This is a genomic window from Corynebacterium nasicanis (assembly GCF_042658165.1).
GTDB classification, from domain to species: Bacteria; Actinomycetota; Actinomycetes; order Mycobacteriales; family Mycobacteriaceae; genus Corynebacterium; species Corynebacterium nasicanis.
In genome coordinates this window covers 161,208-177,542 of sequence record NZ_JBHSQE010000003.1, presented here as the reverse complement: position 1 = coordinate 177,542, position 16,335 = coordinate 161,208, and the positions used below count along the sequence as shown (strand labels likewise).

At 66.3% G+C, this 16,335-nt stretch carries 13 protein-coding genes and 1 tRNA gene; 5 read left to right on the top strand and 9 right to left on the bottom strand.

All coding sequences use genetic code 11. From position 1 onward, the window contains the following. Positions 1 to 23 precede the first annotated feature (23 nt). The gene (gene eno, locus ACFPUZ_RS05395) at positions 24 to 1,301 is read right to left on the bottom strand and encodes a phosphopyruvate hydratase (protein ID WP_377000628.1); all 1,278 of its coding nucleotides are present in this window, start codon (positions 1,299 to 1,301) and stop codon (positions 24 to 26) included. Positions 1,302 to 1,432: 131 nt separating this feature from the next. Next, the gene (locus ACFPUZ_RS05390) at positions 1,433 to 2,197 is read right to left on the bottom strand and encodes a lytic transglycosylase domain-containing protein (RefSeq protein WP_377000949.1); all 765 of its coding nucleotides are present in this window, start codon (positions 2,195 to 2,197) and stop codon (positions 1,433 to 1,435) included. 131 nt (positions 2,198 to 2,328) lie between these two features. Here ACFPUZ_RS05390 and ACFPUZ_RS05385 point away from each other — a divergent pair, with 131 nt between their 5' ends. After that, positions 2,329 to 2,739, top strand: a complete 411-nt coding sequence (locus tag ACFPUZ_RS05385; RefSeq protein ID WP_377000626.1) for a hypothetical protein — start codon at positions 2,329 to 2,331, stop codon at positions 2,737 to 2,739. On the opposite strand, the gene ACFPUZ_RS05380 is transcribed toward ACFPUZ_RS05385, so the two are convergent. Beyond that, complete coding sequence (locus ACFPUZ_RS05380) at positions 2,740 to 3,363, bottom strand: MazG nucleotide pyrophosphohydrolase domain-containing protein (RefSeq protein WP_377000624.1); 624 nt, start codon at positions 3,361 to 3,363, stop codon at positions 2,740 to 2,742. 85 nt (positions 3,364 to 3,448) lie between these two features. Between ACFPUZ_RS05380 and nadA the strand changes: the two genes are divergently transcribed. Further along, positions 3,449 to 4,483 carry a quinolinate synthase NadA gene (nadA, locus tag ACFPUZ_RS05375; protein ID WP_377000623.1) on the top strand — a complete coding sequence of 345 codons (1,035 nt, stop codon included), beginning with the start codon at positions 3,449 to 3,451 and terminating at the stop codon, positions 4,481 to 4,483. Positions 4,484 to 4,486: 3 nt separating this feature from the next. Here nadA and ACFPUZ_RS05370 read toward each other — a convergent pair whose 3' ends face one another. The 3 genes from ACFPUZ_RS05370 to ACFPUZ_RS05360 all read right to left on the bottom strand — a co-directional run bounded on the left by ACFPUZ_RS05370 (position 4,487) and on the right by ACFPUZ_RS05360 (position 9,954). Next, positions 4,487 to 5,614: an HNH endonuclease signature motif containing protein gene (locus ACFPUZ_RS05370; RefSeq protein WP_377000621.1), complete on the bottom strand. Its 1,128-nt coding sequence runs from the start codon at positions 5,612 to 5,614 to the stop codon at positions 4,487 to 4,489. 99 nt (positions 5,615 to 5,713) lie between these two features. Next, entirely contained in the window at positions 5,714 to 9,316 is a 3,603-nt protein-coding gene (mfd, locus tag ACFPUZ_RS05365) for a transcription-repair coupling factor (protein ID WP_377000948.1), read from the bottom strand. A gap of 5 nt (positions 9,317 to 9,321) precedes the next feature. Then, positions 9,322 to 9,954: a TetR family transcriptional regulator gene (locus tag ACFPUZ_RS05360; RefSeq protein ID WP_377000619.1), complete on the bottom strand. Its 633-nt coding sequence runs from the start codon at positions 9,952 to 9,954 to the stop codon at positions 9,322 to 9,324. A gap of 67 nt (positions 9,955 to 10,021) precedes the next feature. On the opposite strand from ACFPUZ_RS05360, the gene ACFPUZ_RS05355 reads away from it, so the two are divergent. Continuing rightward, positions 10,022 to 10,093: transfer RNA gene (locus tag ACFPUZ_RS05355), tRNA-Gln, on the top strand. Between the two features lie 492 nt (positions 10,094 to 10,585). Here the strand turns inward: ACFPUZ_RS05355 and ACFPUZ_RS05350 are convergent. The 3 genes from ACFPUZ_RS05350 to ACFPUZ_RS05340 are packed head-to-tail and all read right to left on the bottom strand — an operon-like array spanning position 10,586 to position 13,844. Further along, a complete protein-coding gene (locus ACFPUZ_RS05350) occupies positions 10,586 to 12,202 on the bottom strand; it encodes a tripartite tricarboxylate transporter permease (protein WP_377000617.1) in 1,617 nt (538 codons plus the stop codon). Beyond that, positions 12,202 to 12,822, bottom strand: coding sequence for a tripartite tricarboxylate transporter TctB family protein (locus ACFPUZ_RS05345; protein WP_377000615.1), 621 nt, complete (start codon positions 12,820 to 12,822; stop codon positions 12,202 to 12,204). Before ACFPUZ_RS05345 ends, ACFPUZ_RS05350 begins: the two co-directional genes overlap by 1 nt. A gap of 41 nt (positions 12,823 to 12,863) precedes the next feature. After that, entirely contained in the window at positions 12,864 to 13,844 is a 981-nt protein-coding gene (locus tag ACFPUZ_RS05340) for a Bug family tripartite tricarboxylate transporter substrate binding protein (protein ID WP_377000614.1), read from the bottom strand. Positions 13,845 to 14,079: 235 nt separating this feature from the next. Here ACFPUZ_RS05340 and tcuA point away from each other — a divergent pair, with 235 nt between their 5' ends. Together tcuA and ACFPUZ_RS05330 are read left to right on the top strand one after the other, a co-directional pair. Then, on the top strand, positions 14,080 to 15,564 hold the full coding sequence (gene tcuA / locus ACFPUZ_RS05335) for an FAD-dependent tricarballylate dehydrogenase TcuA (RefSeq protein WP_377000612.1): 1,485 nt from the start codon (positions 14,080 to 14,082) through the stop codon (positions 15,562 to 15,564). A 64-nt stretch (positions 15,565 to 15,628) separates the two neighbouring features. Beyond that, the gene (locus ACFPUZ_RS05330) at positions 15,629 to 16,294 is read left to right on the top strand and encodes a GntR family transcriptional regulator (RefSeq protein ID WP_377000610.1); all 666 of its coding nucleotides are present in this window, start codon (positions 15,629 to 15,631) and stop codon (positions 16,292 to 16,294) included. The last annotated feature ends 41 nt before the right edge of the window (positions 16,295 to 16,335 follow it).

The following is a 16,335-nucleotide window of genomic DNA, read 5'->3' as shown; positions in this document are numbered from 1 at the left end:
CGGCTTGGTGTGGTGCTCGCGTTCTAGTTCTGGAAACGCGGGAAGGCGGAGCGGCCGGCGTAGACGGCTGCCTCGCCCAGCTCCTGCTCGATGCGCAGCAGCTGGTTGTACTTGGCCACGCGCTCGGAACGGGCCGGGGCACCGGTCTTGATCTGGCCGCAGTTGAGGCCGACGGCCAGGTCGGCGATGGTGGTGTCCTCGGTCTCACCGGAGCGGTGGGACATCATGGAGGTGTAGCCGGCGCGGTGCGCCATGTCGACAGCGTCGAAGGTCTCGGTGAGGGTACCGATCTGGTTGACCTTGACCAGGATGGAGTTGGCCGCCTTCTTGGCGATACCCTCCTGCAGACGGGCCGGGTTGGTGACGAAGAAGTCGTCGCCGACCAGCTGCACCTTGTCGCCGATGGCGGCGGTGAGGGCGACGTAGCCCTCCCAGTCGTCCTCCTGCAGCGGATCCTCGATGGAGACGATCGGGTACTCGTTGATGAGCTCCTCGTAGACCTTGGACATCTCCTCGGCGGAGAGCTCCTGGCCCTCGAAGTGGTACTTGCCGTCCTTGAAGAACTCGGAGGAGGCGACGTCGAGCGCCAGCGCGACATCCTCGCCCAGCTTGTAGCCGGACTTCTCGATGGCCTCGACGATGAGGTCCAGGGCCGCGCGGGTGGACTCGACGGAGGGAGCGAAACCGCCCTCGTCGCCCAGGCCGGTGGACAGGCCCTTCTCCTTGATGACGGACTTGAGGGTGTGGTACACCTCGGCGCCGACCTGCAGGGCCTCGGCGAAGGTCTCCGCGCCGATCGGGGCGATCATGAACTCCTGGACGTCGACGCCGGAGTCGGCGTGGGCGCCACCGTTGAGGATGTTCATCATCGGCACCGGCAGGACGTGGGCGTTGGGGCCACCGACGTAGCGGTAGAGCGGCAGACCGGCGGACTCGGCGGCGGCACGGGCCACGGCCATGGACACGCCGAGGATGGCGTTGGCGCCCAGGCGGGACTTGTTGTCGGTGCCGTCGAGGTTGATCATGGCCAGGTCGATCGCGCGCTGGTCGTCGGCCTCGAAGCCGGCCAGCTCGTCGGCGATCTCCTCGTTGACGTTCTCGACGGCCTTGAGCACGCCCTTGCCCTGGTAGCGGTCGCCACCGTCGCGCAGCTCGTGGGCTTCGTGGACGCCGGTGGAGGCGCCGGACGGGACGCCGGCGGTGGCGAGGGTGCCGTCATCGAGCAGGACGCCTGCCTCGATGGTCGGGTTACCGCGGGAATCCATGATCTCTCGGGCGAAAACGTGAATGATGTCAGCCACTTGTGGGCCTCCTATAGCCATCTGAAGGTGTGAATTCGTCATCGTCGCGCGCGCACGTCACGCGTCCGGACCCAATTGTTCCAGAAAACCACACGCCGCGGGACCCAAAGAGGTGGTTTCAGGGGTAGCCGTCAGCGGGCCGGCTGATTGAGGGCGTAGGACCCGGCGGCGTCGCGGACGTTGATGAGGTACTCCTCCGAACGGTTGTAGGCGTAGATCGCGCGCGTCCAGCCCTCCGGGGTCCCCAGGTCACCGCCGTTGGCGCAGAGCAGGTGGGCGGCACCGAGCGCGGCGTCGTCGATCTGGTGGGGGTCGGCGACCCCGTCGCCGTTGGCGTCGCGCCCGTAGCGCTTCCACGACTCCGGGATGAACTGCATGGGGCCCACCGCGCGGTCCCACTGCGTGTCGCCGTCGAGAAGCCCCCCGTCGGTGTCGGGGATCGCGGCGAAGCCCGGGCTGCCGTCGAGCGGGATGCCGATGATCCGCGGCTCGGCGAAACCGTCCTCGTTGATCCGGCTGCGGTTGAAGTAGTCCCCCGAATAGGTGCCGTGGCGCGACTCCACCCAGCCGATCCCGGCCAGGGTGTTCCAGCGCAGCTGGCAGGAGGGCCAGGCGTCGCGGGCGATGAGCTCGGCGTTGCCGTAGGCGCGGACGGCCGCCGCCGGGATGCCGGTCTCCTCGGCGAGCGGGTCGGCCCAGAAGCCCAGTTTGTCGGAGGTGCGCCCGGGTCCGTGGACGTCGATGCCCGGGACCTCGGCGGCGCCGGCCGGGGGCACGTTGTCCGGCACCGGCTGCAGCTGCCGGGTGGGGCTGGAGATGTCGAGGAAGGACAGGGCCCACCCGACGAGCGAGATGACCATGATGATCGCCAGGACCACACCGAGGCCACAGCCCATCACCCTTCTCTTCATGGGGCACGATTCTACGGCACACCCCCGGAACCAGAAAGTTGTCACTCTGGCCACACAAGCCCCACAGATAACGTATTGTCTCAGGTGTAACTGTCTCGTCGCTGAAAGGCCCCCGCATGCTCCGTCGTACCCTCGCCACCGTCGCCGCCGCCGGCATCGCACTCGTCGGCCTCGCCCCCGCCGCCCACGCCCAGCTCGGGGACATCGCCGGCATCGTCAGCCAGGGCATCGCCACCGCCGACTGCCGCGTCGTCGACCCCGTCCTCAAGGGCGCCTTCCGCATCGACGGCAACACCACCCGCTCCGGACTGGCCAAGCAGATCCGCGACGGAGCCAAGGGCTTCACCATCACCGACCCCACCACCTACCTCGTCAGCGCCCGCTTCGCCGACCAGATCGCCGACAAGGCCGTCGCCTGCGGCACCGTCAAGGCCGACCCCGAGATCTTCCCCGGCAGCTCCCTGCCCAACGCCGACAACATCCAGGGCATGCTCCAGGACCTGTCCAGCACCCTGCAGCGGCGCTAACTAGCGCGGCAGCTCCCGCTCCCGCGCCTTCCCCACCGCCCACAGGCGCTCCTGCTCCTCGACGGAGACCACCCCGGTCGTGCCGTCGAAAAGGTACGGGGAGCGGGACCGCAGCTTATCGACGAAGCTCTCGGCCACCTCACCGAAACCAAACGCCCCCCGCCGGGACGCGATCTCCGCGTGAAAGAGCACCTGCAGCAGCACATCCCCCAACTCGGCGAGCAGGGCCTGCTCGTCGCCGTCACGCTCCCACGCGACCACCTGATCGGCGAACTCCTGCGCCTCCTCCGCCAGATACGGCAGCAGCGAACGGTGCGACTGCGCCGCCTCCCACTCCCCTATCGCGCACGCCCGCTCCATCGCCTGCACCGCCCGGCGCACAGGATCGCGGCGCGACTCGGCGACCACCACCGGCTCACCGCGCTCCACCCGCGCCCGGACCCGCGGGTCCCGCTCATCCGTGCTCACCAACACCCCCGGCCCCTCACCGGCGACGAGGCGGTCGATGTTCCAGCGCACCATCACCGGCACCTCGTCGGTGAATTCCACCGCACCCCCCAGACGCCCGATCGCCTCGAGGGGGATGAGGGTGGGCCAGCGGTCGTCGAGAAGCAGGACAGTCATGCGTTTCATAGTAGAGCCGGGTTCGGAGAATCCGTGCCTGTCTGCGATACTTTCCCCAGACACACCGGGTAACCAAGGAGAAGACGTGGCCACCAAGCTCTCATCCCCCCTGCTCGACCAGATCACGGAAAGCCCCGCAGGCTGGACCGGCATCGAGGCCACCGAGGAGTGGGCCTCCGAGGTCCGCCGCCTGGCCCGCGAGCGCAACGCCATCATCCTCGCCCACAACTACCAGCTGCCCGAGATCCAGGACATCGCCCACTTCACCGGCGACTCCCTCGGCCTGTCGCGGATCGCCGCCGACACCGACGCGGACGTCATCATCTTCTGCGGCGTCCACTTCATGGCCGAGTCCGCCAAGATCCTCTCACCCGAGAAGACCGTCATCATCCCCGACGAGAGGGCCGGCTGCTCCCTGGCCGACTCCATCACCGCCGAGCAGCTCACCGAGTGGAAGGCCGAGCACCCCGACGCTCTCGTCGTCTCCTACGTCAACACCACCGCCGAGGTGAAGGCGCTCACCGACGTGTGCTGCACCTCCTCGAACGCGGTGGACATCGTGAAGTCGCTGCCTGCCGACCGGGAGATCCTCTTCAACCCGGACCAGTTCCTCGGCGCGCACGTCAAGCGGGAGACCGGCCGCGACAACATCCGCATCTGGGCCGGTGAGTGCCACGTCCACGCCGGTATTTCGGGCCCCGACCTGGTGGCCAAGACCGAGGAGAACCCCGAGGCCGAGCTCTACATCCACCCCGAGTGCGGCTGCGCCAACTCGGCGATCTACCTCGCCGGTGAGGGGCTGGTCGACGCCGAGCGCGTCCACATGCTCTCCACCGGCCAGATGCTCGACGAGGCCAAGAACCAGCAGACCGGTACCGTCCTCGTCGCCACCGAGGTCGGCATGCTGCATCAGTTGCGCCAGACCGCCCCGGACATCGATTTCCAGCCGGTCAACGAGCGCGCCTCCTGCTCCTACATGAAGATGATCACCCCGGCCGCGTTGCTGCGTGCCCTGGCGCTGGGCGTCGATGAGGTCGACGTGCCCACCGACATCGCCGATGCCGCCCGCGAATCCCTCGAGCGCATGATCGCGGTCGGGCAGTCGGGGCTGGGCGAGTAACTCTCAGCTGAGCAGGGCCATCGCGGACAACGCCTGGACGGGGTGCTTGTTGGTGCGGGGTGGCCCGCCGTCGGGTGGATGGAACACGATTCCGCCGGGTTCCCGGACCAGGCGGCCGTTGCGGGGTGGGGCGGCGGGGTCGTCATCGTTGCGGCCGTTGTGCACCCGGCACGCCACGCTGAGGTTGGCGCTGTTGGTCTCCCCTCCGGCCTCCCAGGCGGTGAGGTGGTGGATCTGGCACTCGGAGGCCGCGGTGGTGCATCCCGGGACGGGGCAGATGAGGTTCTCCGCCATGGCGAGGAGGCGTTGTTTCTCGTTGGCGAAGCGGTTCTCGCGGTAGAGGTCGATGGGGCCGTCGACGGGGTGGAAGATGCCGACGTGGCCGATGCTCGCCAGTTCCTGGGTGACCCAGTCGCGGCCGGTGATGGTCGTCCCGTCGTTGAGGCCGAAGACGGTGTCCCCGCCTTCGCCGCGCCAGTAGGAGGCGTAGTCGGGGGCGGGTACCACGGCGAAAGGCGTGGGCGGGGGCACGGCCCCGGCGCGGATTCCGCCGATGCCGTGCTGGTAGGCGGCGTCGGCCATCGCTTGCTCCCAGCTCAGGGTGGGGTCGGCGGCGCGGAGCGCGTCGGCGGTGACCTTGAGGTGGGCCTTGTAGGTGGCCATGTCGCGGGCCGGGAGGGTGAGGGTGGCGGTCGACAGGCCCTGGGCGTCGGTGTTCTTGCCGCCGCGGAAGGCGCGCAGTCCCCGGTTGTCGGAGCCGGGTGCCTGCCGGTTGTGGGCGAGGACGCGGGCGGCGGCCTCCCGGTCGATGTCGTCGACGGTGCCGCGCAGGGCGCACAGTTCGACCCGCATCTCCCAGGCGGAGATCGCGGCATTACGGGAGAGTCGGCGGACGTGCCGCTCGATCTTCTCGATCGCCGCCACCGGCAGCCCGCGACCCGCCGCGACGGCCGCGGCCTGCAGCTTCCGCTGCCGGGTGGCCCCGAAGTAGACGGCCGCGAGGCGCTCCCACGACCCGGCGACCGAGGAGGTCTGGCCGAAATCGCCGCTGCGGAACTCACCGGAGGCGATGTCCTCCAGCAGTTCCATGCCCTGGGTGGCCAGGGTGCAGATCATCTCGGCTGCTCTCATGCCCCGGAGGTTAGGCGCTCGGGAGGTGGGCGTCGATACGCGCCCGAGCCCGCCTGTGGATAACTCGGGTTATCCACAGATTCCGGGGTTTCGGTCGCTCTATCGCTTGACTTCCGCCACGGAATAGACCTGCGCTGCGCGCTCCCCTCCCGTGACGTCCACCTCCTCGACGTCGAACATCTTCGACAGGAAGTCGGCGACCCACTGCAGCAGTTCCAGGTCACGCAGGTTGGGCTGCCCGGCGCCGCGCCCGGCCTTGGGGAAGGACACCTGGATGGCCTGGGCGGCGGCGCGGTAGGTCGACCCGGGGAACAGGCGCTTCAGCCTGACCTGCTTGGAATCCGGCAGCGCGACGGAGCCGATCTTGATGCGGGTGCCCTGGACAATGATCTCGGAGATCCCGGCGCGGCGGGCCTGGTGGCGCAGGCGGGCGACGGCGAGCAGGCGGGAGACCTCCTCGGGGACGGGCCCGTAGCGGTCCTCCATCTCCTCGACGGCCAGGCGCAGGTCGGTCTCCGAGGTGGAGGCGGCGAGCTTGCGGTAGACCTCGAGGCGCAGGCGTTCGGAGTTGATGTAGGACTCGGGGATGTGGGCGTCGACGGGCAGGTCGATGCGGATTTCCTTGGGGCCCTGGTCGGTGGCGTCGAGAACCTGGCCGGAGGCCAGCGCCTTGTAGGCATCGACGGCCTCGCCCACCAGGCGGACGTAGAGGTCGAAGCCGACGCCGGCGATGTGCCCGGACTGCTGGGCGCCGAGGACGTTGCCGGCGCCGCGCATCTCGAGGTCCTTCATGGCCACGGCCATACCGGCGCCGAGGTCGTTGTGCTGGGCGATGGTGGCCAGGCGGTCGTAGGAGTTCTCGGTGAGGGTCGCGCCCTTGGGGTAGAGGAAGTAGGCGTAGCCGCGCTCGCGGGAGCGGCCGACACGCCCGCGCAGCTGGTGCAGCTGGGACAGGCCCATGTGGTGGGCGTTCTCGACGATGAGGGTGTTGGCGTTGGCGATGTCCAGGCCGGTCTCGACGATGGTGGTGCAGACGAGGACGTCGAAGTCGCGGTCCCAGAAGCCCTGGACGGTCTTCTCCAGCAGTTCCTCGGACATCTGGCCGTGGGCGACGACGATGCGGGCCTCGGGGACGAGGTCGCGCAGCTCGCGGGCCTTCTTCTCGATGTCGGCGACCTTGTTGTGGATGAAGAACACCTGGCCGTCGCGAAGCAGCTCGCGACGGATCGCCGCGGCGATCTGCTTGTCCTCCTGCGCGCCGACGTAGGTGAGGACGGGGTGGCGGTCCTCCGGCGGGGTGAGGATGGTGGTCATCTCGCGGATGCCGGCCATGGACATCTCGAGGGTGCGCGGGATGGGGGTGGCGGACATGGTGAGCACGTCGACGTTGTGGCGCAGGGCCTTGATGTGTTCCTTGTGTTCGACGCCGAAGCGCTGCTCCTCGTCGACGACGATGAGGCCGAGGTTCTTCCAGTGCACGCCCGTGGCCAGCAGCCGGTGGGTGCCGATGACGATGTCCACCGACCCGTCGGCCAGCCCGGCGATGATCTCCTTCGACTCGGCGGTGGAGGTGAAGCGGGACAGGCCGCGCACGGTGACGGGGAAACCGGCCATGCGCTCGACGAAGGTGGACAGGTGCTGCTGGGCGAGCAGGGTCGTCGGCACGAGCACGGCAACCTGCCGGCCGTCCTGGACCGCCTTGAAGGCCGCGCGCACGGCGACCTCGGTCTTGCCGTAGCCGACGTCACCGACGATGACGCGGTCCATGGGCACATTCGACTCCATGTCGGCCTTCACCGCGTCGATGGCCAGCATCTGGTCCTCGGTCTCGACGAAGGGGAAGTTGTCCTCCATCTCCTTCTGCCACGGGCTGTCCGGCGCAAAAGGGTGCCCCGGGGCGGCCTGGCGCTTGGCGTAGAGCTCGACGAGCTCGCCGGCGATCTCCCGAACGGCGGCGCGGGCCTTCTTCTTGGTGTTCTTCCAGTCGGAGCCGCCCATCTTGGACAGGGTCGGCGATTCACCGCCGGAGTACTTCGACAGCAGGTCGAGCGAGTCCATGGGGACCCACAGCTGGTCGGCGGGCTGGCCGCGTTTCGACGCCGCGTACTCGAGGACGATGTACTCGCGTCTCGACGTCTCGTCCCCGGCGTTGATCGTCCGCTCCGCCATCTTGAGGAAACGGCCGATGCCGTGGGTCTCGTGGACGACGAAGTCGCCCGTCTTCAGCGCCAGCGGGTCGACGCGGTGGCGGCGGCGCGCGGGGCGTCGCTTGGCGCCGGCGATGTCGCCGACGCGGTTGCCGGTGAGGTCGGTCTCCGTGATGACCACGACATCCTGGAACACCAGGCCGGCGTGGCTGAGCGCCTGGTAGAGGGTGACCTCGCCGGCGGAGGGTTCCCACCCGGGCGTCGCGACGCGGGAGGGCACCCCGGCCTCGGCGAAGCGTTCGGTCATGCGCTTGATCGCGCCCGGCGCCGGGGCGATGAAGGCGGCCCGCCCCCCTGAGGTGGTGTGCGCGAGCAGCAGGTTCATCATCCCGGCGATCTGCGTGACGTCCCCGCGCGGGGTGGGGCCGGGCTCGAAGTCGAGGGGCAGGGTGTCGGCGTCGTCGGCCTCGAACATGCCGGTGGGCGAGAACGTCCACCACGGACACGCCGTGCCGGCCTGCAGCGATTCATAGGAACGGTAGGAGGAGGCCGCCAGGTCGAGCCCGGCGACGGCGACCGGCCCGGACGCGCCCATGGCGGCGGCCTCCCAGCCGGCGGCGAGGAATTCCGCGTCGGTGGCCTCCAGGTCGGCAATGCGGGTGCGGATCTTCTCCGGCCCCACCAGCACGATGTGCGAGCGGTCGGGCATGAGGTCCGGCAGGGTCACCGGCTGCGTATCGACGAGCGCCGGAATCAGCGCCTCCATGCCGTCCGCCGGGATCCGGTCCGCGATCTTGCTCAGCAGCTCCACGAGCGTCGCGTTGCCCGGATACTGCGCGGCCAGGTCGCGGGCGCGCGCGGCGATGGCGTCGGTGATGGGCAGCTCGCGGGCCGGGTAGACCGCCACCTCCCCCACCTCGACCTCGGGGATGGTGCGCTGGTCGGCGACGGCGAACTGGCGGATCTCGGTGACCTCATCGCCCCAGAACTCGACGCGGACGGGCTGCTCGGCGGTCGTCGGGAAGATGTCGAGGATGCCGCCGCGGGTGGCGAACTCCCCGCGCCGCGCCACCATGTCCACGTGACTGTAGGCGCGGAACACCAGCTGCTCGACGAGGGCGGTGAAGTCGTACTCGGCGCCCGCGCGCAGGCGGATCGGCGCGCGGCCCTCCACCGCGGGCAGCAACGGCTGGCAGAAACCGCGGGCGGCGGTGACGACGACCTGGAGGCGGTCGGCGGCCAGCAGATCGAGGACGCGGGCGCGCTGCCCCACCGTATCGACCCCCGGGGACAGCCGCTCGTGCGGCAGCGTCTCCCAGGACGGGAACCAGGCGACCTTGTCGCCCAGCATGGCGCGCAACTCCGCGGTGAGATCCTCCGCCTCCCGGCCCGTGGCCGTGACCACCAGCACCGGGGCATGGTGCGCGAGAGTGCCGATGGCCCAGGGACGCACCTGATCCACACCCGTCAGGTGCAGGCGCGGCGCCCCGAGGTTGGCCACCAGGCCCTTGAGCTTCGGATCCGCGGCGGCCGTCTTGAGCAGGCCGGCGAGCATCGGGGTCACTTCTTCTCCTCCAGCTGGGCGGTGACCTCAGCGGACAGCGTCGGGTGGGACTTCATTCCCGCCAGGCCGTTCCAACACAGGTTGACGATGTGCGCCGCCACCACCTCCTTCGCCGGCTCCCGCTCGTCCAACCACCATTGGGCGGTCATCGACACCATGCCCACGAGCGCCTGCCCGTAGAGGATCGCCACCTCCGGATCGAGCCCCTGCGACTCGAAGGAACGCCCCAGGATGTGCGACACCTGCCCCACCGCCGTATTGAGCAGCGTGGCATAGGACTGGTCCTGGCCCGGCACCAGATCCCGGACGAGGATGAGGAAACCGTCCGTCTCCTCCTCGACGTAGGTGAGCAGCGCGATGACCGCCTGCTCGACGCGCACCCGGGAACGCCCCTGCGACAGGGCCTGCGTGATGATCTGCTCCAGGCGGATCATCTCCCTATCGACGACCACCGCATAGAGCCCCTCCTTGCCGCCGAAGTGCTCGTAGACCACCGGCTTGGACACCGCGGCACGCGCGGCGATCTCCTCCACGCTCGCCCCCTCGAAACCCCGCTCGGCGAAGACCTCACGGCCGATGGAGATGAGTTGTTCCCGGCGTTCCTTGCCGGTCATGCGCTGACGAACCATGTCCCCCACCCTATCGCGAGCCGGTGTGTAGACCACAGCCGCAGGTCGGGTACTCTTAACTACGCCTTTCCCCGTGGTGTAATTGGCAACACTCTGGTTTTTGGTACCAGCTTTCCAGGTTCGAGTCCTGGCGGGGAAGCTTTTTCTCGGGGGCGGCCCGTGACGATGTCGTCAGACGGGCCTTGGCGTATTCCGGGGTTTAGGTCCGTTGTTCCGGGCATGAACCCGCCGGGGTGGGTGACGATATCGTCAACGCGGCCGCCGTCGCGCGGCCCGTGACGATTTCGTCAGACGGGCCCGGGCCGAAACCGCCCCTTAGGCCCGCACCCCCGGACATGAACCCGCCGGGGTGGGTGACAAAATCGTCACCGCGGCCCACCTCATCCTGTGCGGCGGGCATGAGCTCCGAACTGAGCCCGACCTGAAGGGGCGGACAGTGGCGGCACTCCCGAACGGCGGCAAACATCCATTCACAAGAAATCGCTCCACGAGTCGGGGCACTTCGACTCATCTATTTCCGCTCCCTATCCCATGACCTTGGACAGCATCTCACCCGGTTTGGAGATCATTGACGACCAAAAGGTGGCGCCCGGTGGTGTACTGGGCGCCTCCGCGATGGGGTTGTGCAGTATCAGGACTGCATTTTTCGGTCGGCTTCTACACCGTCGTGCGAGACACCGTGTGCCTCATCGTCCTCCGAGGAGTCGAGGGAGGCGTCACTGCTGGCGGCCCTGTCCTTTTCGCGTGAACTGGTGATGATGTGACGTACGTGCTGGATCGCACTGATGAGCAGTGCGATGGCCAGGATGCCGTAGATGGCCAGGGTGAACGGACTGGACACCAGGATGGACGGGTCCCCCTCAGACACTGCCAGCGCGCGGCGGAGCTCAGTTTCAGCCAGTGGTCCGAGAACCACCGCGATGAGAACAGGGGCAACGGGGATGTTGTAGCGACGCATCATGAAGCCGAGCAGTCCGAGTCCGAGCACTAGCCAAAGATCGAAGGTCGAGGAACTGATGGCGTAGACACCCAGCATCGACAAGATGGTGATGCCCGCGTACAGGTAGTGGCGCGGAATGTTGAGCAGCTTGGCCCACATCGGAGCAAAGGACCAGTTGAGGATGAGCAATACCACCAGCCCGATGAACAGCGAGGCCAACAGAGCCCACACCATATCGCCGCTGCGCTCGAAGAGCAGAGGGCCCGGCTGCATTCCGTACTGCTGAAAGGCCGCAAGCATGATAGCGGCCGTGGCGGAGGTCGGCAGACCCAGAGCCAGGAGCGCGCCCATGGCGGTTCCGGCAGTGGCATTGCCGGCGGCCTCGGGAGCCGCCAGGCCCTTGATAGAACCTGTTGTACCGAATTCGGTATCTCCGGCACGCTTGGCCAGGCGCTTCTCGGTACCGTAGGCCAAGAATGTGGGCACCTCAGATCCACCCGCGGGAATCAGTCCGAACGGAGCTCCGAAAGCGGTGCCGCGCAGCCAGGCAGGAGCAGCAGCTCGGAAGTCCTTCGCACTGAGACGGGCGAAACCCTTGGGCTGGATCTGAATCGGGCTGTCTTCCCGGTGGATGCGGGAAGAAACACGCAGCACTTCGCCGAGTGCAAGCAGTCCGACGGTGATCACGATGATCGAGATCCCGTCGAAAAGCTCCGGAAGCCCGAAGGTGAAGCGAGAGGTACCACTCGGCCCATCGATACCAACGAGAACCAGCGCCAGCCCGATCGCGAGGGCCGCCAGTCCACGGAACACGGACTCGGCAACCACTGCGGAGATCGCCAGGAAGGCGCCAATGGCGAGGGCGAAGTATTCTGCCGGGCCGAACAATGTGGCCAGCCGGACGAGCGTCGGAGCGAAGAATACGACGAGGACGGTGGCGATGAGTCCGCCCGTGAATGCGCCGAGAGCGGCGGTGGCAAGTGCTTTGGCGGCCTGGCCATTCCTGGCCATCCGGTGCCCCTCGAAAGTAGAGGCAATGGCCGAAGAATTACCTGGAGTGTTCAAGAGAATGCCGGCCGTTGAGTCACCGAAAAGTCCACCGAAGTACACACCAGCGAACATGATGAATGCGCCGGTGGCATCCAGGGAGAAGGTGATGGGCAGAAGCAGGGCCACGGCCATGGCCGAGCCAAGCCCAGGGAGCACGCCCACCGCAGTGCCCAGAAGAGCACCGAGGAAGACCCAGAGCAAGTTAGCGGGAGTAATGGCGTTGGCGAAGCCATCGAACAACAAGGAGAGCTGGTCCATCAGAGCAGTCCTTCCAGGAATCCGGCCGGAAGCGGCAGTCCCAGCCCGGCGTTGAATGCGAGTTGAATGACGGAAGCGAAAAGTAGGGCTACTCCGATGTCGATGAGCGGTCGGGTGGAACCAAGTGCCCAGGCGACTATCCAAAAGAGGATCGTCGCGCTGAGGATCCAGCCGAGCGGATGCAGCAGGAGGATGAACAGCACCACTCCCCCGACAACCTTGCCGACAGTCACCCAGTCCGAATAGGTCGCAAACTCATCCGTGTATTTGCTGTATCGACGACGGGTGCGCTCCCCGTCCGAGTCGGAGATATCCATGAGCAGCTCGGGAGAGAAGTTGCCCCGGCCCGGGTGCGGTTCCCCGTCAGGAAGCGTCGGCCGACTAATTACGGAGATGGTGATGGCGATCGCAGCAACGTAGAGAATGCCGGCGACGACGATGGGAAAGAACTGGGGACCGGGGCGTGACTGCCCGAGTACATCCATGCTGAACGAACCTGTGAGCAACCACGTCGCCACGACGAGAATGAGGGCTACGAAACCGAGCTCACTGCGCCCGGAGAACCAGCCCCAACGGTGGGCGCGGCCCAGCTCGGGATGTTCGTCGTTTAGGTCCGGCATCTCCGGGTCTACCGCCGTTTTTTGGGGGGTGTTTTGGTGTGTCACAGTCCGAGCTCCTTTACAACCTGGTGTGCGGTTTCCACTTCTTCATCGAGGAACTCAGTGAAGTCCTCGCCGGTCTGATAAGTGTCGATCCAGCTGTTTCTTTCGACGGCCGCCTGCCAGTCCTCGCTGTTGCGCAGCTCGTCGACAATTGCAAGCAACTCACCCTTCGCCTCGTCCGAAATTCCCGGAGGGCCGACAAAGCCCCGCCAGTTCGACATGGAGACATCCACTCCCTGCTCAATAAAGGTGGGGACATCAGAACCTTCCAGACGCTCTTCCGAGGAGATCGCCAGAGCACGCAGGTTACCTGCATCGATCTGATCCCTGACCTCGTTGTATCCGGAAATACCCGCAGCCGTGGTGTGCGAAAGGAGCGAATTCAGCGCCTCGCCTCCGCCCGAGTAGGCGACATAGTTGACACTCTTCGGGTCCATGCCAAGCTCCAATGCGAGCAGGCCACCCAGGAGGTGGTCGATGGAGCCGAGTGAACCGCCCCCAATGGAGTTGCCACCGGGATTGACGGTCCATTCAGCGAGGAAGTCGTCGAGAGAGCTGAAGGGTGAATCCGCAGGCACAACCAACACGGAGTAATCATCAGCCATGCGTGCCAGTGGTGTGACGTCATCGAATCCGGTTGAGCTGTTGGAGAGCTCGATGGCACCCACCATGACACCTCCAGTGACCATGATGAGGTCCTCCCGGCCGACCTCTTGGACAAACTGACTCAGTCCGATGGTTCCTCCGGCGCCGGGTATGTTCACCACCTGCGGATTGTTGACGATGCCGTCCGACCGCATGACGTGCTGGGCTTCTCGGGCGAACCCGTCCCAGCCACCACCCGGCGCAGCGGGCGCGATCAAGGTGAGCTTGTTTCGAGCCGTGCTTACTCCTCCACTTGATGCGGCGTTCACGAACGCAAAGGCCGCGACGACGACCACCACCACGGCGAACAAGCCCAGCTTCACCTGCTTTGCCATGTTGTACCTCCTGACTCCTTATATGCGGAAATCATGCAGATTCCCTCTTGTATACAGTCGTACACTATGACTTACGTCATAGCAATAGTCATATCGCCCGCCAGATGGCCTCATAACTCTCGACAATCCACCACGGTGCCCCACTCGAGCGAAACGAACGCACTGGTAGACAAATCTGTGTATACAGTCGTATACTCATGGATACAGTTACTCTCACCCCGACAAGGAGATCCACGTGTCCGTAGAACCCACCCACCCTCAAGACGCAGATGTCATCGTCGTCGGCGGCGGTAACGCCGGCTTCAGCGCCGTGCACGCCGCCGCGACCCGCGGCCGTAAGGTCATCCTCCTCGAGCGCGGCACGGAGGACATGGCCGGGGGAAACAGCTTCTACACCGCCGGCGCCACCCGCATCGTCCACAACGGTCTGGAGGACCTCAAGTCCCTCGTAGAAGACGACCCCCGCCACGCCGAGACAGTGGTACCTCCCTACTCCGCAGAGGAGTACCAGGCGGACCTGGAAAAGGTCACTGAGGGACGCAATGACCCGGTCCTCACTGAGGTCCTCATCAAGGAGATCACCCCGACGCTGCTGTGGTTGAAGTCTCTGGGACTCAAGTACCGGCTCATGTACGAGCGCCAGGCCTACGAGCGGGCCGACGGCAGTTACCTGTTCTGGGGTGGACTGCACGTGGGCAATGTCGGCGGTGGCGAGGGAATGATCGAAGACCACACCCGGGTCGCGCGTGAGCACGGCGTCGACATCCGCTACGGGCATCGCGCCCGTTCCCTCATCACGGATGACTCCGGCAAGGTGATCGGCGTTCGCGCCACGACCGATGACGGTGACGTCGAGCTGTATGCGGAGTCCGTGGTCCTGACCGCCGGCGGGTTCGAGTCCAACCCCGAGTGGCGCCGCAAGCATCTCGGTGAGGGTTGGGAGAACGCGAAGGTCCGTGGAACCCCGTACAACCAGGGCGACATGATCGCCGCTGCGCAGGACATCGGCGCCGCCGCGGGCGGAGACTTCCACACCTGTCACAGTGTGCAGTGGGATGCCCTGTGCCCGGACAACGAGTCGAACCGTGCATTGACCAACCGACTAACCCGGCAGAGCTACTTCCTGGGACTACTCATCAATCGGGAAGGCGAGCGATTCCTCGACGAAGGCGCGGACTTCCGAAACTACACCTACGCCAAGTACGGCAAGGAGATCCTGCAACAGCCGGGATCGATCGCCTACCAGGTGTACGACTCGACAATCCGCCCGATGCTGCGTACCGAGGAATACGACATGCCCGGTATCTCCGTCCGGCGGGCCGACACCATCGAAGAGCTGGCCGCGCAGCTAGATGTGGACCAGGATGCTTTCGTGCGGACCATCGAAGCGTACAACGCCGGCGTCGACCGGGACGTCGAGTTCGATCCCACCGTCAAGGACGGTAAGCACTCTGCCGTCTCACCGCCCAAGAGTAACTGGGCGGTGCCTGTGGAGAACGGACCCTTCTACGCCTACCCGGTGACCTGTGGCATCACCTTCACGTTTGGCGGTGTCAAGACCGATGACCACGGTCGGGTCCTCGACGAACAGGGGCAGTGGATTGAAGGGCTGTACGCCGCCGGTGAAATGCTGGGTGGGTTGTTCAGCGTGAACTACCCCGGCGGCACCGGTCTTGCGGCCGGATGTGTCTTCGGCCGGAGGGCTGGTTCCCTGGCCTGACAGGTAGAATTCGATGTTCCAGACCTCTCCGGTAGGGGTCACCGGGACGAAAGTGAGAATGCCCATGAGCGCACCCCGCGAGCGGAAGATCGATTCCGAGCAGATCTTCACCGTATTGCGCGATGAGATTCTCACCGGACAGCATCCGGCGGGCACCCCTTTCAAGGAGATCCCGCTGGCGGAGCGTTTCGGTGTGTCCCGCACCCCGATCCGTTCCGCCCTCACCCGGCTCCAGCAGGAACAGCTGCTGGTCCGCCGGGACAGGGGTCTGGAAATACCCCGGACCGATCCCGCACGCGTCATCCAGGTCTATGACCTTCGTGTGACGCTGGAGGCCACCGCCGCTGCGGAAGCCGCCCGGTCCCACCAACTCACCGAGTTGCTACGCCTGGAAGGGTTGCTGGCCCGCGACCGTGCGCTGGTCAACCCCACCGAGCACCAGATGCTGAGCACGAACCTCGAGTTCCACGAGGCGATCTGGGCGGCGACCCACAATCCAGTTCTCATCGACCTGCTCGAGCGTCTGGGAAGCCACCTCATTCATTCACCCCGTCCGACGTTGGCCGTGGACAATCGGTGGGAGTCCTCGCTCGGCGAACATGCTGAACTGTTGGCAGCCATCGAATCTCGCGATGCCGATCTCGCGCACGAACTCGCTCGGGGTCACATGGAAACTGCCAAACGAATCCGTCTACAGCTTCTCAAGGAATCGGCCATCAACTCCATTTGATGTGGAGAATCGCCACGAGGGGCCCCAGGAGTCAATTCTCC